Origin of the sequence: Chryseobacterium defluvii (assembly GCF_014204415.1) — a bacterium.
Classification (GTDB): Bacteria; Bacteroidota; Bacteroidia; order Flavobacteriales; family Weeksellaceae; genus Chryseobacterium; species Chryseobacterium defluvii_A.
The window spans coordinates 214,389-236,783 of record NZ_JACHLE010000002.1 but is presented as its reverse complement, the minus strand read 5'-3'; the positions used below and the strand labels follow the sequence as shown (position 1 = coordinate 236,783).

Here is a 22,395-nt window from a genome sequence, read left to right as displayed (position 1 = left end):
TGTTTTAACTTTAAATTAAAAATTTTGGCAAATAATTATGATTTATTTGATTTTTGTTAATTTATTTTAAATTTTGAATAATTTCAATGGGTTTATTTCAAAGAAAAAATATCACTACCTTTGCCTGTCAAAACGGTTCCGGAAAACTCCCGGAATCGCTTTTGTCGTTCATATGACCACTATTGTATGCAGTTAAAAACCATTAACGAAAAATTCCTTCCGGAGTTGCTTCAAAAAGAATTCGGGAAAGAGATTTTTACACAGCTGGAAAGCAGTCAGCATGTTTCCGTACGAGGAAGTGCAGGATCTTCCGTTTCTATTTTTGCAGCTGAGCTTTTCCTGGCCCAAAAGAAAAATATCCTTTATCTGGTAGATGATAAGGAAGATGCGCTGTATTGCAATACGGAAATGGAGGATCTGCTGGGAAAAGATAAAGTGCTGTATTTTCCTGCCACTCATCTTGAACCTTACCAGATTGAAAAAACACAGAATGCCAATCTGGTCCTTAGAACCGAAGTGCTCAATAAAATAAATTCCGGAAAATCTCCCAAAGTAATTGTCGCCTATACCGGCGCTTTATCCGAAAAGGTTTTAAAGAAAGAAGATTTTAAAGCTATATCGCATCATATAAAGGTAGGCGATCAGCTGGATTTTGATTTTATGGATGAACTGCTGAATCATTATCACTTTCAGCAGACGGATTTTGTTTCGGAGCCGGGAGAGTTCTCCGTAAGAGGAGGAATAGTAGATGTATTTTCCTTTTCCTACGAAAAGCCTTACCGGATCACTTTTTTCGGGAATGAAGTAGAAAGTATAAAAACTTTTGATATAGAAACACAGCTTTCGGTAGATAAGGTAACAGAATTGCAGCTGGTTTCGAATATGAATTTTTCGGTGTCCGGAACTAAGGTGTCTTTGCTTCAGCTTTTACCGCAGGAGAGCTTTATAGTTTCTAAAAACGGGATCATAGGAGTTCAGAAGATCAGGACTTTTTATGAAAAATCTTTGGAGAAATATGAAACTTTAAATAAGGATATTTCTCACAGGACACCGCAGGAGCTGTTTATTTCCGATCAGGAGTTTTTATTTGATTATAAAAAATTTAAAACAATTGACTTTGGCAGTGTCGGGATCGAAGAAATAAAAACTGTTGAGGTTAAAATTGATCAGGCTGCACAGCCTTCGTTTCATAAAAATTTTGAACTGCTTATTCAGGATCTGGAAGACAAGCAGGAGGAGGGTTTTGATACATGGATCTCTTTTTCCACAGAAAAGCAAAAAGAAAGGCTGGAATCCATTTTTGAGGAACTGGAACATGAGGTTCTTTTCAAAAGCTTTAAATCTGAACTGCATGAAGGTTTTGTAGATCAAGATCATAAGATCTCAGTATATACGGACCATCAGATCTTTGACCGTTATCAAAGATATAAGGCCAAAAATACTTTTGCCAAATCCGAACAGCTTACACTGAAAGACATGATGTCTTTAAAAGTGGGAGATTATATAGCCCACATTGATCATGGGATCGGAAAATTCATGGGGCTGGTGAAGGTGAACAATGACGGCAAGATCCAGGAATGCTTTAAGCTGACCTACAAAAACGGAGACCTGCTGTATGTCAGCATCCATTCACTTCATAAAATTTCAAAGTATAACGGACCGGAAGGCAGGGAAATTGTTCTCAGTAAGCTGGGATCACCTGCCTGGAAATCATTAAAACAAAAGACAAAAACCAAAGTAAAGCAGATCGCTTTCGATCTTATTAAGCTATATGCCCAAAGAAAAACGGCTAAAGGTTTTGCGTTTTCTCAGGATTCCTATTTGCAGAATGAGCTGGAAGCCAGCTTTATTTATGAAGATACCCCGGATCAGGAAAAGGCCACCATTGATGTTAAAAAAGATATGGAAGCCATTACTGTCATGGACAGGCTTGTTTGCGGGGATGTAGGTTTCGGGAAGACGGAAGTGGCGATTCGGGCTGCATTTAAGGCGGCTACGGATGGTAAGCAGGTGGCTGTCCTGGTGCCTACTACGATCCTGGCTTTTCAGCATTTCAGAAGCTTTAAAGAGCGGTTGAAAGAGTTTCCGGTACAGGTGTCCTATCTGAACAGATTCAGGACAGCCAAACAAAAGTCTGAAACACTGGAAGGTCTAAAGAACGGAAAGGTAGATATTATAATAGGAACCCATCAACTGGTAGGAAGCGGGGTCAAATTTAAAGACCTGGGACTGCTGGTCATTGATGAGGAACATAAGTTCGGGGTTTCGGTAAAAGATAAGCTGAAAACGCTTAAAAGCAATGTGGATACCCTTACTTTAACGGCAACACCCATTCCCAGAACACTTCAGTTCTCTTTAATGGCTGCGAGGGATCTTTCTGTTATTAAAACACCTCCGCCCAACAGACAGCCTGTAGACACACAGCTTGTAGGTTTTAATGAGGAGACTATCCGTGATGCAGTTTCTTATGAATTACAAAGAGACGGTCAGGTCTATTTTATCAATAACAGGATTGAGAACCTTAAGGACATTGCAGGGCTTATTCAGAGACTGGTTCCGGATGCAAGGGTGATTACCGGACACGGACAAATGGATGGTAAGCAGCTGGAAAAGAATGTGCTGGATTTTATGGAAGGGAAGTACGATGTACTGGTTTCCACCACCATTGTGGAGAGTGGGGTAGATGTCCCGAATGCCAATACTATTTTCATTAATGATGCCCAGAAATTCGGAATGGCAGACCTGCACCAGATGAGAGGAAGGGTAGGGCGAAGCAACAGGAAGGCGTTCTGCTACCTGATCACCCCGCCTTTTGATATGATCACTTCTGATGCGAGGAAAAGACTGGAAGCGATTGAACAGTTTTCAGACCTTGGAAGTGGTTTCCAGATTGCCATGAAGGACCTGGAAATTCGTGGAGCAGGGGACTTGCTGGGTGCCGAGCAAAGCGGATTTATTAATGAAATGGGGTTTGAGACCTATCAGAAACTGATGCAGGAAGCTTTGGAAGAACTGAAAGACGATGAAACTTTCGGAAATTTGTTTGATAATGAGGAAGACCGGCAAAAGCTCTTTAAATCTGTAAAAGAAGTGAATATTGATACGGATCTTGAGCTCATGCTTCCGGATTCTTATATCTCCAATACAGAGGAAAGACTGTTGCTTTATCAGAAAATAGCAGAAATTGACAATGAAAAAGACCTGCAGAAGTTCGAGTCTGAACTGACCGACCGCTTCGGAAGTCTGCCGAAAGAGGCTGTTAATCTTTTAAAAAGTGTTTCTTTAAAATGGTTGGCCGCCGAGATCGGATTTGAAAAAATTGTTATGAAGAATGGTATTTTTCTGGGATATTTTCCGGGGAACCCGCAGGATAAGTTTTACCAGACGGATAAATTCAGGCATATTATCAGTTATCTCACCCAAAACCCGGCCGAAGCGCAGCTGAAAGAGAAGACAGGCAAAGAAGGCAGTCAGCTTATGATGAGAAGAGATAAAATAAAAAATGTGGATGAGGTGAATGTTTTATTAAGATCTATTCTTGGAAATGAATAATGGAAATCAGGGCATTTATTTTAAGCGGATTTTCTATTACAACCGGTTTTCAGAGTGTTGGTGTCAGTGTATATAGTTGATTTTCAAAATTATTGAGCTTGAATTTGAAAGCCTTGAATAGGATATAGACATAAACGATATAAGATACAAAAACAATTATTGGTTTTTCCAGAATATAAATAAAAATATGCTTTTTATTCAAAAAAAAATTATATTTGTGGAAAAATAAACAATCACCCGGAAATGAAACGACTTTTCTACTTTATTTTATTATTAGCAGGGTTTTCCTCTGTTTATTCCTGTAAAGACATGATGGATGAAGACGGAAATCCATTAATTGATCTGAATACCAACGGAGGTCTGATCGGCCAAAGAGCATTATATAGAGAAGTTACTGATGCAGATACGATAGCAGAATATCACTATAACGGATTACTTTTGTCTAAAGTGCTTACACCTGGTAATTCGGTGAATTCAGTTACAGATGTACAGTATAGTGGTGATAAGGTAAGTAAAATTGATTTTAAAGGGTTTTTAGATCTCGATAATGACGGAACTCTTGAAGGTGATAGTATCTCTTATACACAGCAATTTAATTATAATAACAGCGGAAGGCTGGAATCCATTTCGGAGAACCGGATTGTTTATAACAGAACGCCGGGTGTACCTCCAACAACACCTCCTAGCCCGTGGACACTTTTGAGAAAATCAAAAACATTGTATAATCTTACATACAGCGCTGCGACCAGTAAAATGACAACGATCACGATGAGAACCGGAGATGAAGTGGTTGGAGTTCCGTTTGAATATACTAAATATTCTATTACTAATTACGACTATCTGGGAGACAATATATCAAAAGTGGTAAGAAGTTACGGACCAATGAGTGGCGGGCAGATTACTCCTACCGTGACCACAAAGTATTCTTATGAGTATTTCAATTATGATACCAGCATCAGTCCTTATTCCCTGCTCCCGTTTGCCTATAAGGTATCTGTACTTTTATCAACCGAGGAAAATGACTACCGAAGCCTGATATTATCTCCTAATAACCCTAAGAGATTTACAATAACCGACCTTATGTTGCCTATCCCGTCTCCGGCGATCTTTACCACAAATTATAATTATGACCCTCAGACGTATATGACAAAAGGATTCGGAGTGTATTATGTCTATAAACCTTTATAAAGAATAAATTTTTAATACGATTTAAACTCAATTCTTCCGGGGATTGAGTTTTTTATTTTGAATGCCTTAATTTTGCAAAAAATTTCCAATGAAATATTTGATCGTAGGTTTAGGAAACAAAGGAGCTGAATACGAAAATACACGGCATAATGTGGGTTTTAAGGTTGCTGAGAAAATTGCCCAAACCCTTGACGTTCCATTTAACACCACCAATTTCGGATGGATGGCAGAGGGGAAATATAAGGGAAGAAAGGTGCTGGTCTTAAAGCCTGATACCTATATGAATCTTTCCGGGAATGCCGTGAAATACTGGATGCAGAAAGAAAGCATACCATTGGAAAATGTGATGGTCGTTACAGATGATCTGGCACTGCCTTTTGGTACCCTGAGGATGAAAATGAAGGGCTCGGATGCGGGGCATAATGGGCTTAAAAATATTCAGGAAGTGTTACAGACTCCCAATTATGCAAGACTTCGTTTCGGGATCTCGGCAGAATTTTCTGAAGGCAGGCAGGTAGACTATGTGCTTGGAACATGGAATGAGGAAGAAGCAGAAAAGCTGCCGGAAAGAATAGAGAAATCTGCGAAGGCATGTTTATCATTTGTTTTTGCGGGTATTCAGAATACGATGTCTGCATTTAACGGCAAGTAAAACTCAGTAATAAAAATAACCGGCCATCGAAGATGACCGGTTTCTTATGTACTTATAAATTAATAATTTCCAATCCGGATTATAATGGTCTTTTTACAACCATGTCACAACTCCTGTTTCAACGTCATAATTTGCGCCCACTATTTTTATCTTACCTTCTTCTTCAAGCTTTCTAAGTGTTGAGCTTTGCTTGCGGATATCATCAATGGCATTTTTTACATTCTGTTGATTGAGTCTTTCTAAAAGCGAGCTGTTTTTTGAAGAGCGCTCTTCTCCTTCTTCAATGATTTCTTTGATGGTTAAATCAAAATGATCCACAAGGTGGTTCAGGTTATCCATTCCCATTCCTTCGATTTGAGCTGCATCAAGCCCGCCTTTTAAAGCACCGCACTTAGTATGCCCCAGAACAACGACAAGCTTGGAGCCTGCAACGTTGCATCCGAACTCCATAGAACCTAAAATATCCTGATTGACGAAATTTCCTGCAATTCTGATACTGAAAATATCTCCCAATCCCTGATCAAATACAAGTTCTGCTGAGGTACGGCTGTCTATACAGCTTAAAACTACTGCAAAAGGCCATTGTCCTTCACGGGTAGCATTTACCTGTTCCAAAAGGTCCCGGTTGGCCTTTAAGTTATTTACAAATCTTTGATTTCCCTCCTTTAAAAAATTTAATGCTTTTTCAGGAGTGATGGTCAACTGAGTTTCGTATGTATGTGCTTTCATATAATTTGTTTATTTTTTTAATAAAAAGTTTGTTTATGCTAATTACATAGCCCTCCTGTGAGTAATCAGGATGTGAGAGTCTTCATCTTCCTCATAATCCCTATAGGATGTCCTGAAGCCTAAAAGTTCCACATTAATGTCTTCTTCCTTTGCCCGGATGTTAGCAAAATCCTGGATCATCTCCAGAACATCCGTCGCAATATAGGAAGTTCCTCTTGCATCAATGATTACCGTAGAATTCGGCTTGATATTTTTCAGTGTTTTTTTAATGGCAGCCTTATTCAGGAAAGATACTTCTTCAGCCAGCTTGATATTGATCTCATCGGCATCATCCAGATTTTCCCTGCTTAAATAATATGCCCTTTTCATATTCCCCTGAAGGATATAGAAAATGGAAATAGCCAAGCCGATTCCTACTCCTTTTAATAAATCCGTAGCCACTACAGCCACTACTGTGGCGATAAAAGGGATAAACTGGAATTTTCCCAGATGCCAGAAATGCTTGAATGTAGCCGGCTTAGCCAGTTTATACCCGACAAGGATCAGTACGGCAGCAAGGGTTGCCAGCGGAATTAAGTTCAATAAGAACGGTATTGAAAGCACACAAACCAACAGCAATACACCATGAATGATAGCAGAAGCCTTGGAAGTAGCGCCTGCATTGGCATTGGCAGAACTTCTTACAACAACGGAGGTCATCGGAAGTCCGCCGATAAAAGAGCTTACCAGGTTTCCTATACCCTGCGCCTTAAGCTCAAGGTTAGTGTCCGTTATTCTTCTTTGTTTATCCAGCCTGTCCGAAGCTTCTATACAAAGCAATGTTTCTATGGATGCAACAATGGCAATAGTTGCTCCTACGATCCATACTTTGGAATTGGTAAAACCTGAAAAATCAGGTAAAGTAACAAGGTTTTTCAGGTCCTCGACAGATTTTGGAACCGGCAAGGATACCAAATGCTCAGAACCGATGGCCAAAGCACTTCCGGTCGCCTTGAATATCTCATTGAGGACGATCCCGGCAACTACGGCTACCAATGCACCGGGAAGCATTTTCATTCTTTTTAAAACCGGAATTTTGTCCCAGGCTAAAAGAATAGCTACAGAAACTAAAGTTACAAGGATAGCCCCGGGATGAATAGCCCCGAACAGTTCTGAAAAGTAGCCGAAATTCAATCCTTTATCGAAGATAGATTCATGCCCCTCATAGTCTTTGTCAAAACCAAGAGCATGAGGGATCTGTTTCAGGATAATGATAATACCGATGGCGGCAAGCATACCTTCGATAACATTATTGGGAAAGTAATTGGAAATACTTCCGGCTCTAATGAACCCTAATACTAATTGGATAAGGCCTGCAATGATCCCGGCACAAAGGAAAAGCTCGAATGCGCCAAGATCCGTAATAGCTGTTAAAACAATAGCCGTTAAACCTGCAGCAGGTCCGGATACTGAGATATTTGAATTACTGATGAATCCTACGACTAACCCACCTACAATACCGGCAATAACCCCGGATAACGGCGGGGCACCCGATGCCAGGGCAATTCCTAAACATAAAGGAAGAGCCACTAAGAATACAACGAGTCCTGAAGGAAAATTTTCTTTAATTCCGCCTATTAATGATGTTTTTTTCATGATATTTTTTGAAAAATACTTATACTTATAACTGATTGATCTAATGTAAATCAATTATAAAAGATTGGAAATTTAATTTAAAAGCACATATGTATCCTATATCAGATCAGATATGAATAGTGATAACTTAACAGTGTTAAAAAATTAAGCTTCCGGAGGCGGAGAAAATATAGTGAGAAAAGGGGACAGATGAAAGGAATCATCTATCAGAATAAAAGACCTGCCTTCCAAATCAGGCACAAAAAACTTCAAATAGTCATAGACATCTAAAGTCTTCGGAAGTGTCTTTTCGTAAACAGTAAAAGATGTAGGGTGAGAATGCTGTTCCTCTTCATTCACTATTACATTGGTCTGGATCAATTCCCAACCAAACACTGAAGCAATACTCGGCAGTGCTGTAAAGTTTAGAAAAACCATTAATGTAATAATACTCCAGAATTTCATTTTACCAACAGTTGAAAAAATTATTTTTTCTTTCTACTCATTACCCAATCAGAATCTGTAAGATTATAAATTTTTTGAATGTCTTTCAATGTTTTTTCGAAATCAATCTCCAAATCAATAATTTTACCGGTTCTAAGGTCAAAAACCCAGCCATGAACAACAGGATACTCTTCTAAAATATACCTTTCCTGTACACAAGCCATTTTGATCACGTTAATGCACTGCTCCTGAACATTCAGTTCTACAAGTCTGTCATAACGTTTTTCTTCATCTTCAATGGTGTCTAATTCTACTTGGTGCAATCTGTAAACATCACGAATGTTTCTCAACCAAGGATTTAATAATCCTAAATCCTGAGGAGTCATCGCTGCTTTTACACCACCGCAGTTGTAATGTCCGCAAACAATAATGTGCTTTACTTTCAGATGTTCTACAGCATATTGTATTACGGCTGCTGAACTCATATCCAAGGTATTTACCACATTGGCAATGTTTCTCAGAACAAAAACTTCTCCAGGTTTAGCTCCCATGATTTCTTCTGCAGTAGCTCTACTATCAGAACATCCGATATATAAGAAATCAGGATTCTGAGTTTTAGACAACTCCTTAAAGAATTCCGGGTCTTGTGAGACTTTAGACTCAACCCATTTCTTGTTGTTTTCGAAAATAACTTCGTACGATTGTAACATAATCTAAATTTAAAAAGTTTATAATTATTTATTTCGTTAAAATTATTTCCAAATTCAATAGACTAAATCAATAATCATGCAAAAATATAATTTTTGCAGAAAAATCAATCACTTTTAACAAAGTTTAATATGGAGACATGTTCAAAATCATATGATTTCCCCTTAAAACATCAGCAAAATATGATTGAAGTTTTAAATCCAGGATAAAATTACAAAGTATAAATGAGAAAAAAATATCTGAAAATTAAAATATCCTTAAATTATATTTTCATAAAAAGAGCGGCCTCCGCAGGAGGCCGCCCATGAACATGGTTATTATGAATATTAAAAAAGTTACTCTTTAATAATTTTTACTACTGTCTCGGAGTTGTTGATTCTGATCAGGTAAGCACCTTTTGTTAAACCTGAAAGATCGGTTTGTTCATTTTCGAACTTGCCTGATTTCACAAGCTGGCCAGACATGTTATACACCTGATAATAGTAATCTTTAACACTCTCATTACCTTTGATGTATAGTATACTCTTCACAGGATTAGGGAAGAACTCAAGTTTCTTCTGAGCAATCTTTTCTTCAATTACTGATTGCTCCAGAACATTGGCTGCTTTCCAGGATGCAGTGGTAGTTACCTGTAGTCTGGGAATAGGCCCTAGTTCATTTCCGTCTTCATCATATTTTACCTTTACACAACGGCAGCTTTGACCAAAGTATGGGTCGGCATTGTTGGTAAATGGCATTAAATAATTTCCATTATGCTGTATCTCTACCCTTAAAGCCCTTCCTGTATAGTTTGCATGGAGAGCTCCTAACCAGAAACCACCATACGTATAATCAATAGCATTATAATCCGGCGTTACTCCAGGTAAGGATTCGATTGTATTTCTTCCTCCCCTGACTCCTGAGTTTGCAAAACTTCCGATGTTATAAGACGGATTGGCAAATATATAGCCGATAGCCGCCGCACTACCTGAAGATCGAGTGATTCTTACTCCTCCATAGTTAGTCGGAATACTAATTCCCGAGGTTGGCTTATAAAAAGGAGATGAACCTGCACTTGCATTTTGAACACCTGTTACATCCGGTATTCTCCAGCCATCCGGGCAAGGGTCAAAAGGTGATTTTTTACCTCCTCTTCCCCATCTGTCCGGGGCTAAATTAGGTTCATTAGCCAGCCAGTCGGAGCCATTGGTATGATTTGTATTTGCTGCTTTAGAAGTTAATGTGCTTGGAACCATAAACATTAATGGATTCTTCACAGAATAAGACAGGACTTTGCTTATTTTATCCGAAGTTTTATCAGTTGGCAATACATTGGATTGAGCTGCATAATCATTGAACTTTCTTATATAAGTATCTGAATAATAAGTTACAGAACTCAACGAGGAGTAAGTCACCGAACCATTAGCCTGTACGGTTCCCAAACCTACTGGTATTGAGCTTCTATTAGCATTCACAAAAACAGGCAGAGGGTCTTTTCTTCCCCATTGATAATGTAATCCTGTCGTTGCAGATGTTTTGTTAGCCTCCACGATAACCTGGTTAGCGCCCAGATCCCTATCCATTATTTCAGTTTTTATTACTTCACCGGTTTTAAGATAGTTTACATAGTTGGTTGCTTCCTGATTTGGCAGTTCCGATGTAAAGATGTTGGATCCTACCGGGGTATCTGTCACCCATATATGCCAGCTCCAATATACAGGATTAGTAACGCTTCCGTTATGTAAAGTGATTACGGCATTACCACTGGTATTTGCCTTAATATCTACCAGTATCTTAGAATTGGACAGCTGTGAAACATTAGCCGGACTAGGATTCTGAATAGTAACTGCACTGATAAGGCTGTTGGAAGCCCACAATACATTTGCTTTCAGGCTGCTGAAATTTGAAGTCTCTAAAATAGCCTTATTGTTTAAAAGCTCACTTTGAACAGAAAACGCTTTGCTTACAGGTATTTCTATTCTGGTGACTGAGGTAGGATTTTTTACAACCTGATAAGAGTTAGGATTATTAATTCCCTCTTTATACTCCAAAGTCGGGGTGATATAATCCGGTGGGAAATTATAATTATCAACCATATATAACGGATCTTTTATACATCTGCAAGCTGCTGTATAACTGGTTTCTGCATCTGCAAGCGGCTTATAGTAAAATAATCCGGAAATATTAGATAATGAAGAATCCATCACATACGGCTGATCCCTGTCAGGAACCATCTGAAGAAGGCTAGAGCCTGTGGCAGGCGTAGCATCACCAAATCTTGCCATAGTAGCACTCCAGACACCAACGTGGTGCTGATCTGTATATTCTCCTGTGTGAAAAGCTCTGAAAAGCGCTCCGTTACCAGGGTAAATACCCATATTATTTCCACCTACTCCTGACATATCAAAACCTGTATTATAATATGCCTTAAATCCTTTGAAAGGATCAGGAGTATTAGAATCATTAGGTTTTACAGGATAAGCGGTTAAAGTACTGGAAGAAAGCTGTATCTGGCCTAATTCATTACTTTTTATGCTATTTTTTATCCCGAATGGGCTAAAATCTACACGGATATTATTTACCGCATTGGCAACTAAGTTGGAAGGAATTCTCCAGCCATTCGGGCATGGGTCATAAGAGGATTTATCTCTATAAGGTTGGGCTGCATTGTCATCATTATAATTAGGAGTAGCTAATCCTCTGGAGTTATCAGACCAAAGATTAAGTTCAGATAATCTGTCTGGAGACAAAGTAGGCGAATTTCCAAACCAGTTAACCGGAGGTTTAGTAACACCAGGATATACTGCTGCTCCGGAGTTATCATCTTTATTTACATAGATAATGCTGAGCGGATTTTTTACAGATAGCCTGATATTATCTCTTACATTGGCATTTGATAAAGTAACATATTTTATTTGGGTATCATATTCCAGGGCATTGGTCATATTTCTTGCATGTTTATGCCTTATTCTGCCAATTGACCCGGAAGCCTCATAAAAATCATTTCCTTTATACACCAATGGTGGAATAGGGTCTTTTCTTCCCCATTGATATAATAAACCTCCATTTTTATTATACTCGGTTCCGGTAATGGTGTTGCTCAAAGCTCCTAAATTCCTGTCCATCCATTTCCATTCGGAATCCGGAATTAATTCTACCGTACCGTCGTTTTTTTGTCTTTTAACACCGTCAAAGCTTTTATATGTTGTACCATTGATTGGGTTGTCTGTCACCCATACATGCCATGACCAGTATACTTCTCCATTGATTTTGAAAGCAATTACGGCATTTCCTTCTTTTGTACTGTTAACAGGTACTTTTATTTTGGCAGTTTCCCCGCTTCCTGTTATTTCAAGAGCATAGCTTGCTCCTGACCTGATTAGGCCGGGATTATCTTCCCACAGTACGTCAGCGGTTACCGGACCGGAAGGCAGATCCGTCATGCCTCCCATATGGTTTCCGTTCTTCCACATGGCATAGGCTTTTTTAACAGGAATTAATAATCCGTCCACACTATTCCCGTCATCATCTTTTCCGGTAAAAATATAACTGTTCGGAGCTTTTGTCCAGTCTTTCGGACTGTTATCCGGAGTAGCACCGGCATTTACGGCAAAGCACTCCACGGAACACTCGGAAGCATCATTCTTATAAGCAGTTGTATTTCCAAAAACTCCCGTATACTTGATGAATTTGGAAATTTCCCTTTCTATATCCTGTAACGATCTTTTTGTCTGGTAGGAGGTGGTAACGTCATTTCTCAAGGTACCCACACCATAAAGGCTCATTTCTGAAGTATCGGAAATGGACAGATTCTCAGAACCTGGGCCCCTTCTCGCTACATAGTTGGTATATCCGAAATAAGGAGCTCCATAGTTACTTGTGCTATTCGGGGTTAAATCCACATAGGTACCGTCACTCTTATATATTCTCAGGCCTGTTGCGATACTGGATACAATAACTACAGGTTCCTGGTCAGGAATAATTTCTGACAGGGTCTTCCATGTCCTGTTATATAAATTAAAATACCGGCTTTCCAGAAGGTTTGGATCTTTAAAATTATAATATCCCGGCCCGTTAGCATCTCCCGGCCACTGGCTGAACTTCATGAAGAATCCATTGACAGAGAACTTGCCCGCAAAGATATATACCGGATCATCATAACTGTAGAGGTAAGGGATCGGGTGTCCCGCTGCCTCATTGTAGATGAATTCAGGAGTGGAAGCCAGTAAATCGGTAATAGAACCGGTATTCACCAGCTTTACACTTTTGCCATTAGTTTCAGTGATCAGATCTGATGGATTGGCAGGAGAGAGAACCACATCGTTCTTCTTATTATCCATCAGCACATTGCTCAGCTTATTCCAGGAATGGGCTGAAGTAACCCTGTCTTTTACTCCTGTAACTTTTCCGTTGGCATCTGTAATGAGAGTACCGTCTTTTTTAGGAGTTAAAAGCATGGTATATTCATTCTCGTCCAGGTCACAATTGACAGCAGTGTAATCACTTAATTTATAGTGGTTCACTGTCTTGTTCCATGTAACACTGGTAAAATCAGCTGAAGAGTCTGAATTGAGTTCAACTTTTAAATTGTAGCTGCTGCCTGCAGAAGCAGGGAGTTCAAAAACTGCTTTAAGGGTCTCATTATACTGGTTATAGGAGTATAATGTTTTGCACCAGCCTGTAACCCATTCACCCAGAGCATTCTGATACTTAATGGAAAGCAGGATGTTGCTGTTTGTGAAAGGCTTGTTCAGCTGGCCGCTCATCACCACCAGTCCTTTTTCATTTACATTTTGTGAAACGACAATGAGAGGATCCAGATCGTGTACATACGGAGGCGCGGGATTGGAAAATCCGGCTTCAGACGCTTTTTCATGAAATCCCGGGATGGGGACTGTTTTTGAGAAAGCATGAATTGATGCAGTACAAAATACCGCAGCAAAAATCATTAGGGTCGATTTTTTTTTCATACGTGTTAAAAAATTAAAATGTTTTTTTCAGATATTTAAATATCAGATACGAGAAATCATAATAGTTCCCTCCCGGATAAAACGGAGCTAAGGTTTTGAGATAGGATGGAAACTTAAAATTAAAGGAAGAAAATCCTTTAGGTGCAAAAGTGAATTTTTTTCATCATTGTGTTTTTTAAATATTATTGAAGTGTGTTTTTTTGTGGCCCTTTTACTGTTTAAAGAATAAAAGAAACCTGATGCAGGCAGAGACTTTTCATGAAAATTCCAAAGTCTCAAACCAGCTTGTTTTATTATAGCACAAACATATTGAAAAAAATATTCGAAAAAAATAAGTCAAAAAAAAGTGACTATAAAAAATAAGCTATAGCCGATGAATAGGGGGGAATAGATTGTACGAATTTATAAATTCAAACAGAAAATATTATATTTTATGATTAATATATCCTTCGGTGGCATCTTCTTTGGGATAAATTTTTCCGGGATTACCCATAACAACTGAATTGGCAGGAACATCAAAATTGACATAAGAGTTCGGAGCGATCAAAACGTTACTGCCAATATGTACTCCGCCTACAATGACGGCATTGGTGCCAATCCAGACTTCATCATCAATGACCGGAAAACCTTCATATTTGCCTCTGTTCTGCTGACCGATGGTTACGCCCTGAGCAATATTACAGTTTTTACCGATTTTTGCTTTTGGATTGATCACGAGACTTCCCCAATGTCCCAGATAAAAACCTTCCCCGATCTCGGTTTCAGGATAGATCTGATAGCCGTATTTTATTTGATGATGCCTCAAAACCATTCGCCAGAACATTCCCATTACCGATTTTTTCTTATAATGCTGGGTTTTTCTCAGAATATAGATAAAATGCAGATTCGGATTGACGCATTTTGCCCAGATCTCAAATTTTGAAAGCCATTTCCCGCTTTCCCGGTAAAAATCTTTTTGTAGTGTAGAATAGTTTGACATGGCGATAAGGTTTAAACTTCATCAATGATCTCCTGAAGGTGCTGCACGGATTTTTCCAGTACAAAAGGCAGATCCGTATTTTCTATTTCTTTTTTATAATGCTCTGCAAGACCTTTTTCTATAAGAAACTTTTTCATTCCTTCATAGATCCCGTCTTCCGAATTAGGCGTAATCATTCCTAATTTTCCATCCTGCAGCAGATCTTTAATTCCTGAAATATCCGTTGCAGAAATGGGTTTGTTTAAAATAAGTGCTTCCGCAATAATGGTAGGGAATCCCTCATGCCTGGAAGACATGACGTAGAAATCTGCCTTTTTCAGGTAAGGATAAGGATTACTCCTGAAACCTAGTAATTTGGCTGTTTCCTGTACTTCCAATTTATTGAGCAACTCCTGTATATTATTTAGATCATACCCATCCCCGATGATGATAAGCTGGTGTTTCAGTCCTTCATCCGATAACTTTTTATGAACCTGTAATAGCCGGTCATAGCCTTTTTGGGGATACACAGTTCCTATGCTTATAAATGTCGGAATACCATTGTTAAAAGGATAATCGTCAATAGATGCATTTGCCTTTTCAAGGGTGTCTTTTTTATCAATAGGATTGAAGATCTTGATTACAGACTGTTTTTCAGTTTCGGTTCCGGCAAGTTTATGCATTTCTTCCTTTAACTTGTTGGAGATTACTAAGATCCTGTCAAATTTAAAGAACTTTCGGATCACTTCGGGAGTATATTCTTTCAAATTAAAAATATCGTTCTGCACCCAGATAATCTTTTTCGAATCCTTTTGCGGACTTGATAAGATCTCTCTGTACATACCATGAATGGCTGCCAGCTCCACATCATATTTTTTATTTTTTAATACAAATCTGTACAGCAGGGCAGGAAACCAGAGAAACATCTTCTGATACAATACCCTGAATGCTTTTACGGGAATATCCTGCGGTCTGTTGGTAGTGATCATCTCACCCTTAAGCAGATAATAAACATTGACCCAGGAAGGCACCTCTTTGATATAAATTCCCGAATAAAGATTGATCAGCAGATCAACTTCATATTTGTCCGGAGAAATATTCTTTAAAAAAGTAACCAGGACTTTTTCTGCACCACCATGACGCAAAGAACCTATACGAATGAGGATTTTCTTTTTTTTCAATATTTACTTTTTTACAGGTTTGTAAGTGTGAGGGAGGTTTTTGGCAATATATTCCTCCAGTTTTGGACGGTTTGCTTCCAGTTCGCGGGGGTATACAGTATTATTGGCCAATAATTTCTCGCCATACTCTTCAATCGTACAAATGAATTTTGCAGGCGCACCGGCATAAACGGTATTGTCCGGAATGGAACTGCTTACAACACTCAGAGATCCAACGATACAGTTGCTCCCGATAGAAACCCCAGGTAATAAGATCGCTCCTTTTCCGATAAAAGTATTATTGCCGATCTTGATCCTTCCAAAGGTTCTGCCGTCTTTGTAGGCTTCAATTCTTTTGGTTACCCGCCCATCTCCGCCATGATTGATGAAGGAAATATCTTCGGCGATCGTTACATTGTCTCCTATTTCGATAAGGAAAGGCTCGGAGCCAAAATTAGGGATACCCTGTACATATAAATTGTCTCCAACCTTTAATCCATTGTCTATGGCAATCTTTATGGTAATATTTTTGATCATCTCCTGGTACATGGTACGGATTTTTATGATGATCCGGTATAATAGCATCATTGTTGTGTCAGTTTTAAGATTATATTTTCTACGGCATCGAATATCTTCTGATTATCAAATTGTTCTTCAATAGTAGTGAGATTTTCTCTTATCCCGGGAATCAGATCAGGATCGGTCATGAATTTTTTCATGGCATCGTACATTTCATCTGTTTCGTAGTTGATGAGGTAGCCTGTTTTCTCATGGACGATCATTTCCGGAATTCCACCCACATTGGTCGAAATAATGGGCTTTTGAAGGATCAGCGAATCTGCGATAATCAGCGGCCAGCTTTCCGACTCAGAGGGAAGGATAAAAAAGTCGGCATTTTTCACATAAGGATACGGATTCATCATAGATCCCAGTAATTCGAAACTATGGGTAACCTTTAAGTTTTCGGCCTGCTTTTTTAAATTTTCCATTTCCTCACCATCACCTATAATAATGATGTGATGATCAAATCCGTCTTTCAGCAGCCTAGCGTGGGCTTCCATTAATTTGTGAAACCCTTTTCTGCTGTGCAGTCTTCCGACGGATACAAAAACGGGTTTATTGGGAAGCTCGGGCTTGAATGCTGTTGCTTTTTGTTTTAATTCTTCAATAGGAATAGCGTTCAGGACTACCTGATTCTCAGGTAATTTTAATTCAGGATACGTTTCCACCAGAATATCCCTTGTCTGTTGGGAACCAAAAATGAAATAATCAAATTGGGGAATTTGCCTTAAAATTTCAGGAACCAGCGGCTGGATCTTGGGTATGGTAATATCCGAATGGAACCATCCGATCTTTTTTGAGCTTTTGTTACCTGAATTTAAAACAGATGAGAAGGCAGCATAGGTAGGGGCAATTTCCACATCGTACTTTTCATTCAGAAGGCTTTCTGCAATTTTGGGGCTTTTTTCGGCCTGTTTTAGTTTTAACCTTCTTTTGGCAAGCTGCAGTTTCTGAATAACAGAATTTTTAGAAAAATCTTCCTTTCCGTCCGTAATGTGTACTTTTCTTACATATTCCGGGAATTCATTGCGCAAGGCTCCCTGATTCATATTCAGGCATACCGTAAAAGCAAATTTCTCACGATCGAGATTTTGAAGCATACTTAAAATAACCTTTTCCACACCTCCCATTTCCATAGAACGGTGCCTGAAAAGAACTTTTATTTTATGATTATTCATATTATCCAAAGACTTGTTCTATATATATTCTCAATTTCTTTTTAATTCTGTAGGATACCTTGTTTTGATATTCCAATAAGGAAAAAATTTCCTTAGGATCTGTATAGCTGTCCGGAACAGTCTTGCCATGTATTGTTTTCAGGCCCCTGCGTTTCATGGCATTAAAAATAACCTGTGCAAAATATTCTCTTGATCTGGGCCTGTTATCGTTCTGGGAAATCCCGCCGGAATGGGTCCTGTAAAGATAGTTAGGCTCATTGATGAACTGAACTTTCCCTTTTTCATACATTTTTAGATACAGATCCTGGTCTTCCGCGATTTTCATGTCGGCATTCATTTTTTCGGTCTGTTCATAGATATCTTTCCGGAACGTTACGAAATGGGCGATCTGAATAGGATAATTAAAAAAATAAGGGTCATCATTCAATACCTGTGCTGCGGATTTGAACGGAGAAACAGGCTGAAGGTCTTTATTACAGGTCATAAACTGTGAATAAGCCAGCACTACATCCCTTTTCTGCCTGAATATACTGATTGATTTTTCAATGGCTGTCGGAAGGATGGCATCATCGGGATCCACAAAACCACAGATATCGCCGGTTGCAAGCTCAATAAGCTTACTCTTCGTAACGCCTACACCGGAGTTCTTCTCATTTTCAAAGAACCTGAACCTTTCGTCTCCTGCTATGATCTGTTTAATTTGTTCTTTTTCCTTTTCTAAAGACGCATCATCCAGAATAACGGCTTCCCAGTTTTTATAGGATTGCTTCAGTAAGGACTCATAACAGTCTTTAAAGAGTGCCGCATTATTATAATGGGCGATAAGTATTGAAAATTTCATGATAATTTTAAAGCGGAGTGAAGGTTAGATCCTGTTTATTGATCACGCGGGTATTGGCCGGAATATCTTTGTAGATCGTGCAGCCGGCGCCTATGATACAGTTGTCACCTATTGTCACCCCTTTTAGAATCGTCACATTGCTTCCGAGCCAGCAGTTGCTTCCTATTTTTACGGGAGCTTTGGTGAATTCTGATGAATGCACTTTGAATACCGGGGTAGTCTCATAAGCATGATTATGGTCATAAATTTTCACATTTTCACCAAATAAGGTGTTGTCGCCTATTGAAATGTATTCCATACAGTTGATTGAACAGAAATTATTCATGAAAAAACGGTCTCCTATTTCCAATGTTGCGTTTTTCAGGACAAGAATGCTGATGTAATTTCTAAAATCGGCAGAATGGCCTATACTTAACTTTTCCAGGTCTTTATCAAGGACAAAACCGGCACCGGCACCCAATCTGATATTTTTAAAAAATACTTTAGGATGCTTTTTAAGAATAGAAAGCTGAATTTTTCTGTTAATTTTCTCAAGGAAATTATAGAACATAAATTGAATATTAAATTTTATCCTTTGATTGTCACAAAGATACCCTGTTTTTATGGAAATCAAAAAAAAATCTTATTTTTGTGCCTTTAAAACCGACACAGTGAGCGAAATAACAAGGGTTCTCAAAACATTTATCGCCTACCTTAAAAGGCCGGATCTTTATCCCGAATTAGGCAGGAAAATTATTAAAAACACTATTAACAGGAATAATGCCTTTAAGGGTAAAGAAAAAACGAATTCCTGGGCTGCTTCTAAAGCAGTTTCTCAGCAGGAAGCGGTTTCCCGTCTTTTCGGATTGGAAATATCCAATTTCCGTAACAGTTTTCAGGAAGTTTTAAAAACGGCACAGCAAAAAGAAGTCGAATGTCCCGTGAAAATGGGTGGTGCAGGTGCCTTGGAGCTTATCTATTATGCCTGTGAATTTACCCATGCCGGGAATGTGGTGGAAACAGGTGTTGCTTATGGCTGGTCTTCACTGGCTGCTCTTTTGTCTTTAGAAAAAAGAAGCGGAACACTATATAGTTCAGATATGCCTTATCTGGCTCAGGACGGGGACAGATATGTAGGATATGTAGTTCCTGAATATCTTAAGAATAGCTGGAAGCTGTTCAGATTTGCCGATAAGGAATCCTTACCTAAGATCTTTGCGGAAAATACAGATTTTGATGTCGTTCATTATGATTCGGATAAAAGCTATAACGGAAGATTCTGGGCTTATAATGAGCTTTATAAGCATTTAAGAAAAGGCGGAGCTTTCATCAGTGATGATATTGGTGATAATTCGGCTTATCAGGATTTTTGCGAAAAAAATAACATCGAAACAACCGTTGTAGAGTACGAGGGGAAGTACATTGGAGTTTTTATAAAGTAATTTTTGTTTACATTGAAGAAATTCTATGCTCTTTAATTCTATTGCTTTTCTCATTTTTCTTCCTATAGTTTTTATTTTATACTGGCAGGTATGCAATAAGAACTATAAGTATCAGAATATGCTTCTTTTGGTAGCCAGTTTTTATTTTTATGGCTGCTGGGACTGGCGTTTTCTGTTTCTTCTGATGTTTTCCATAGGACTGGATTATTTTTCAGGAATTAAAATTGAAAACAGTAAAACCAAAAAAGAGGCAACCTTCTGGCTTACCTTAAGTATTGTGATCAATCTTGGCTTCTTAGGCTTTTTTAAATACTATAATTTTTTCATAGAGAACTTTGCGGAATTACTTCATGCATTCGGATTTGGAGTTAACATGTGGGTACTTAAGATCATCCTGCCGGTCGGAATTTCTTTCTACACTTTCCACGGATTGTCTTATGTGATTGATGTTTATAAAAAAAGGATCCCTGCAGAGCGAAATTATGTGGATTATGCCGTATTTGTGAGCTATTTTCCATTATTGGTTGCGGGGCCTATCGAACGGGCCACCCATCTTCTTCCGCAGATCCAGAAAAAAAGAACTTTTGATTACGAAAAGGCAAAGGACGGAATGGCCCAGATCCTTTGGGGATTCTTTAAAAAAATGGTGATCGCAGATAACTGTGCGCCTATTGTCAATGAAATTTTCACCAATTATCATACGGAAAGTGCCAGTAATCTGGTTTTAGGCGCTGTTTTGTTTGCCTTCCAGATCTATGGAGACTTTTCAGGATATTCCGATATTGCCTTGGGAACTTCCAGACTATTTGGAATAGAGCTGCTTAAAAACTTCTCTTACCCTTATTTCTCAAGAGATATTGCAGAATTCTGGAGACGGTGGCATATTTCACTTTCTTCATGGTTCCGGGATTATCTCTATATTCCTTTGGGAGGAAGCAAGGGTGGAATGTGGATGAAGATAAGGAATACTTTTATCATATTTTTAGTGAGTGGGTTTTGGCATGGCGCCAACTGGACCTTTATTATCTGGGGCGGCCTTAACGCCTTATTTTTCCTTCCATTGCTGATCGCTGAAAAGAACAGGCATAACCTGGAGGTGGTGGCCATGAACAGGATCATTCCCTCATTAAAGGAAACTTTCAGTATCATTATAACGTTTACCCTTACCTGTTTTGCATGGATCTTCTTTCGGGCAGAAAGCGTTTCCCATGCGATAGGATATATTAAAGGGATTTTTAACGACAGCCTGTTTGCATTCCCTACACAGTTCAGGGGTGTATTATTTGCGCTGATCGCTTTTATGCTGATCACGGAATGGATGAACAGAACCCATGATTACGGATTGAAGATACAGGATAAAAAACCTGTTTTACAGAGAGTTATTTATATTTTAGTAGCCTATCTGATATTGAATTTTGCTAATTTCGGCAGTAATGAATTTATTTATTTCCAGTTTTAAATGAAAAGATTTATTTCCATATTATCTTTATTTATAGCGATCATGTTCATTATCGGCCTGATAAAGCTGGCTCTTAGCCCGAACAGCAATTATTCTTATGCTTTTCTGAATGCAAAGCTGGAATTCCTGAAAAAACATCCGGAATACAATATGTATTTCATAGGAAGCTCGAAGATCAATGATCAGATCGACTGCAAGGTGATTGATGAAAATATCAAGGGAATAAAATCTTATAATTTAGGAGCTAATGCAGGTTTTGACCTGGAGAACTTCCAAACCCTGGAATATATTCTCAGCAAGCCCGATTTTAGGCCAAAATATATTGTGCTGGAACTTCAGGATAAAATAAAAATAACAAAAGTCAACTTCAAAACAGAACGGAGCTTTGGTGCTTTCAACTATGAAAACACCTTTTTCGCTATGAAATTCCATAAAGAGGCAGAAGACTATAAGCAAATGGCTTTGTCACTGGGGTCTTTTATTCTGAATGTTTTTCATTTTAATAAATGCATTGATGAAAGAGAGGTGCGGGAAAAGACCAATCTCTTGATTTCTGAAAATAATGGTTTTTTTCCGTTGGAAAAGAGCATGGTGCCAAGAACAGAGGAAAAGAAACTGAAGGCTGCTATTAAAGAAAGGCTGGAATACTATCATGCAGATAAGCGTCAGTACACTCCCAACAAAGCTTTTATTGAAAAGATCAGTGAACTTTCGGAAAAATGCAGAAAGAGAGGTATTCATCTCATTATGTTTATTCCGGGGCCGGTAGAGCCTGATGCCAAAAAACTACAAATTTATGAGAAAGCATTAAATGTTCCGGTGATCAGCCTGGCAGACCCGGATGCTTACCCGGAATTTTATCTGTATGAGAACAGATGGGACTATGGGCACCTTAATGCAAGAGGTTCAAAGATCATTTCAGAAAAAACAGCTCCGCTTTTGGAAAAAGCTTTACAGGAGAAGTAATGAAAAATATATATA

17 protein-coding genes are annotated in these 22,395 nt (G+C 38.6%); 6 read left to right on the top strand and 11 right to left on the bottom strand.

Annotated elements, in window-relative coordinates; genetic code table 11:
• The first annotated feature begins 186 nt into the window (after positions 1-186).
• The 3 genes from mfd to pth all read left to right on the top strand — a co-directional run bounded on the left by mfd (position 187) and on the right by pth (position 5,392).
• Complete coding sequence (mfd, locus tag HNP38_RS09495; RefSeq protein WP_184188353.1) at positions 187-3,552, top strand: transcription-repair coupling factor; 3,366 nt, start codon at positions 187-189, stop codon at positions 3,550-3,552.
• A 243-nt stretch (positions 3,553-3,795) separates the two neighbouring features.
• Complete coding sequence (locus HNP38_RS09490) at positions 3,796-4,740, top strand: hypothetical protein (protein ID WP_184188350.1); 945 nt, start codon at positions 3,796-3,798, stop codon at positions 4,738-4,740.
• A gap of 88 nt (positions 4,741-4,828) precedes the next feature.
• Positions 4,829-5,392, top strand: a complete 564-nt coding sequence (pth, locus tag HNP38_RS09485) for an aminoacyl-tRNA hydrolase (RefSeq protein WP_184188347.1) — start codon at positions 4,829-4,831, stop codon at positions 5,390-5,392.
• Positions 5,393-5,485: 93 nt separating this feature from the next.
• On the opposite strand, the gene HNP38_RS09480 is transcribed toward pth, so the two are convergent.
• The 11 genes from HNP38_RS09480 to HNP38_RS09430 all read right to left on the bottom strand — a co-directional run bounded on the left by HNP38_RS09480 (position 5,486) and on the right by HNP38_RS09430 (position 19,084).
• Positions 5,486-6,121 (bottom strand): carbonic anhydrase, encoded by a 636-nt coding sequence (locus HNP38_RS09480; protein WP_184188343.1) that lies wholly within the window; start codon positions 6,119-6,121, stop codon positions 5,486-5,488.
• Positions 6,122-6,163: 42 nt separating this feature from the next.
• The gene (locus HNP38_RS09475; protein ID WP_184188340.1) at positions 6,164-7,756 is read right to left on the bottom strand and encodes a SulP family inorganic anion transporter; all 1,593 of its coding nucleotides are present in this window, start codon (positions 7,754-7,756) and stop codon (positions 6,164-6,166) included.
• Positions 7,757-7,900: 144 nt separating this feature from the next.
• Positions 7,901-8,200 (bottom strand): hypothetical protein, encoded by a 300-nt coding sequence (locus HNP38_RS09470; RefSeq protein WP_184188337.1) that lies wholly within the window; start codon positions 8,198-8,200, stop codon positions 7,901-7,903.
• A 20-nt stretch (positions 8,201-8,220) separates the two neighbouring features.
• On the bottom strand, positions 8,221-8,889 hold the full coding sequence (locus tag HNP38_RS09465) for a carbonic anhydrase (RefSeq protein WP_184188334.1): 669 nt from the start codon (positions 8,887-8,889) through the stop codon (positions 8,221-8,223).
• 333 nt (positions 8,890-9,222) lie between these two features.
• Positions 9,223-13,836, bottom strand: coding sequence for a T9SS type A sorting domain-containing protein (locus tag HNP38_RS09460; RefSeq protein ID WP_184188330.1), 4,614 nt, complete (start codon positions 13,834-13,836; stop codon positions 9,223-9,225).
• A 424-nt stretch (positions 13,837-14,260) separates the two neighbouring features.
• Positions 14,261-14,815 carry a serine acetyltransferase gene (locus tag HNP38_RS09455; protein WP_184188327.1) on the bottom strand — a complete coding sequence of 185 codons (555 nt, stop codon included), beginning with the start codon at positions 14,813-14,815 and terminating at the stop codon, positions 14,261-14,263.
• An 11-nt stretch (positions 14,816-14,826) separates the two neighbouring features.
• Positions 14,827-15,975 (bottom strand): glycosyltransferase, encoded by a 1,149-nt coding sequence (locus tag HNP38_RS09450; RefSeq protein WP_184188324.1) that lies wholly within the window; start codon positions 15,973-15,975, stop codon positions 14,827-14,829.
• A gap of 3 nt (positions 15,976-15,978) precedes the next feature.
• Positions 15,979-16,542 carry a DapH/DapD/GlmU-related protein gene (locus HNP38_RS09445; protein ID WP_184188321.1) on the bottom strand — a complete coding sequence of 188 codons (564 nt, stop codon included), beginning with the start codon at positions 16,540-16,542 and terminating at the stop codon, positions 15,979-15,981.
• Positions 16,539-17,693, bottom strand: coding sequence for a glycosyltransferase (locus HNP38_RS09440; RefSeq protein ID WP_184188318.1), 1,155 nt, complete (start codon positions 17,691-17,693; stop codon positions 16,539-16,541). The genes HNP38_RS09445 and HNP38_RS09440 overlap by 4 nt, the downstream gene beginning before the upstream one ends.
• A gap of 1 nt (position 17,694) precedes the next feature.
• The gene (locus tag HNP38_RS09435) at positions 17,695-18,534 is read right to left on the bottom strand and encodes a glycosyltransferase family 2 protein (protein ID WP_184188315.1); all 840 of its coding nucleotides are present in this window, start codon (positions 18,532-18,534) and stop codon (positions 17,695-17,697) included.
• 7 nt (positions 18,535-18,541) lie between these two features.
• Positions 18,542-19,084: an acyltransferase gene (locus HNP38_RS09430; protein WP_184188313.1), complete on the bottom strand. Its 543-nt coding sequence runs from the start codon at positions 19,082-19,084 to the stop codon at positions 18,542-18,544.
• A gap of 100 nt (positions 19,085-19,184) precedes the next feature.
• Here HNP38_RS09430 and HNP38_RS09425 point away from each other — a divergent pair, with 100 nt between their 5' ends.
• Genes HNP38_RS09425 through HNP38_RS09415 form a run of 3 tightly spaced genes read left to right on the top strand, consistent with a single transcriptional unit; the run spans position 19,185 to position 22,380 of the window.
• Positions 19,185-19,955, top strand: a complete 771-nt coding sequence (locus HNP38_RS09425; protein ID WP_317166718.1) for a class I SAM-dependent methyltransferase — start codon at positions 19,185-19,187, stop codon at positions 19,953-19,955.
• Between the two features lie 25 nt (positions 19,956-19,980).
• The gene (locus HNP38_RS09420; RefSeq protein ID WP_184188307.1) at positions 19,981-21,414 is read left to right on the top strand and encodes an MBOAT family O-acyltransferase; all 1,434 of its coding nucleotides are present in this window, start codon (positions 19,981-19,983) and stop codon (positions 21,412-21,414) included.
• The gene (locus HNP38_RS09415; RefSeq protein ID WP_184188304.1) at positions 21,415-22,380 is read left to right on the top strand and encodes a hypothetical protein; all 966 of its coding nucleotides are present in this window, start codon (positions 21,415-21,417) and stop codon (positions 22,378-22,380) included.
• Positions 22,381-22,395 lie beyond the last annotated feature (15 nt).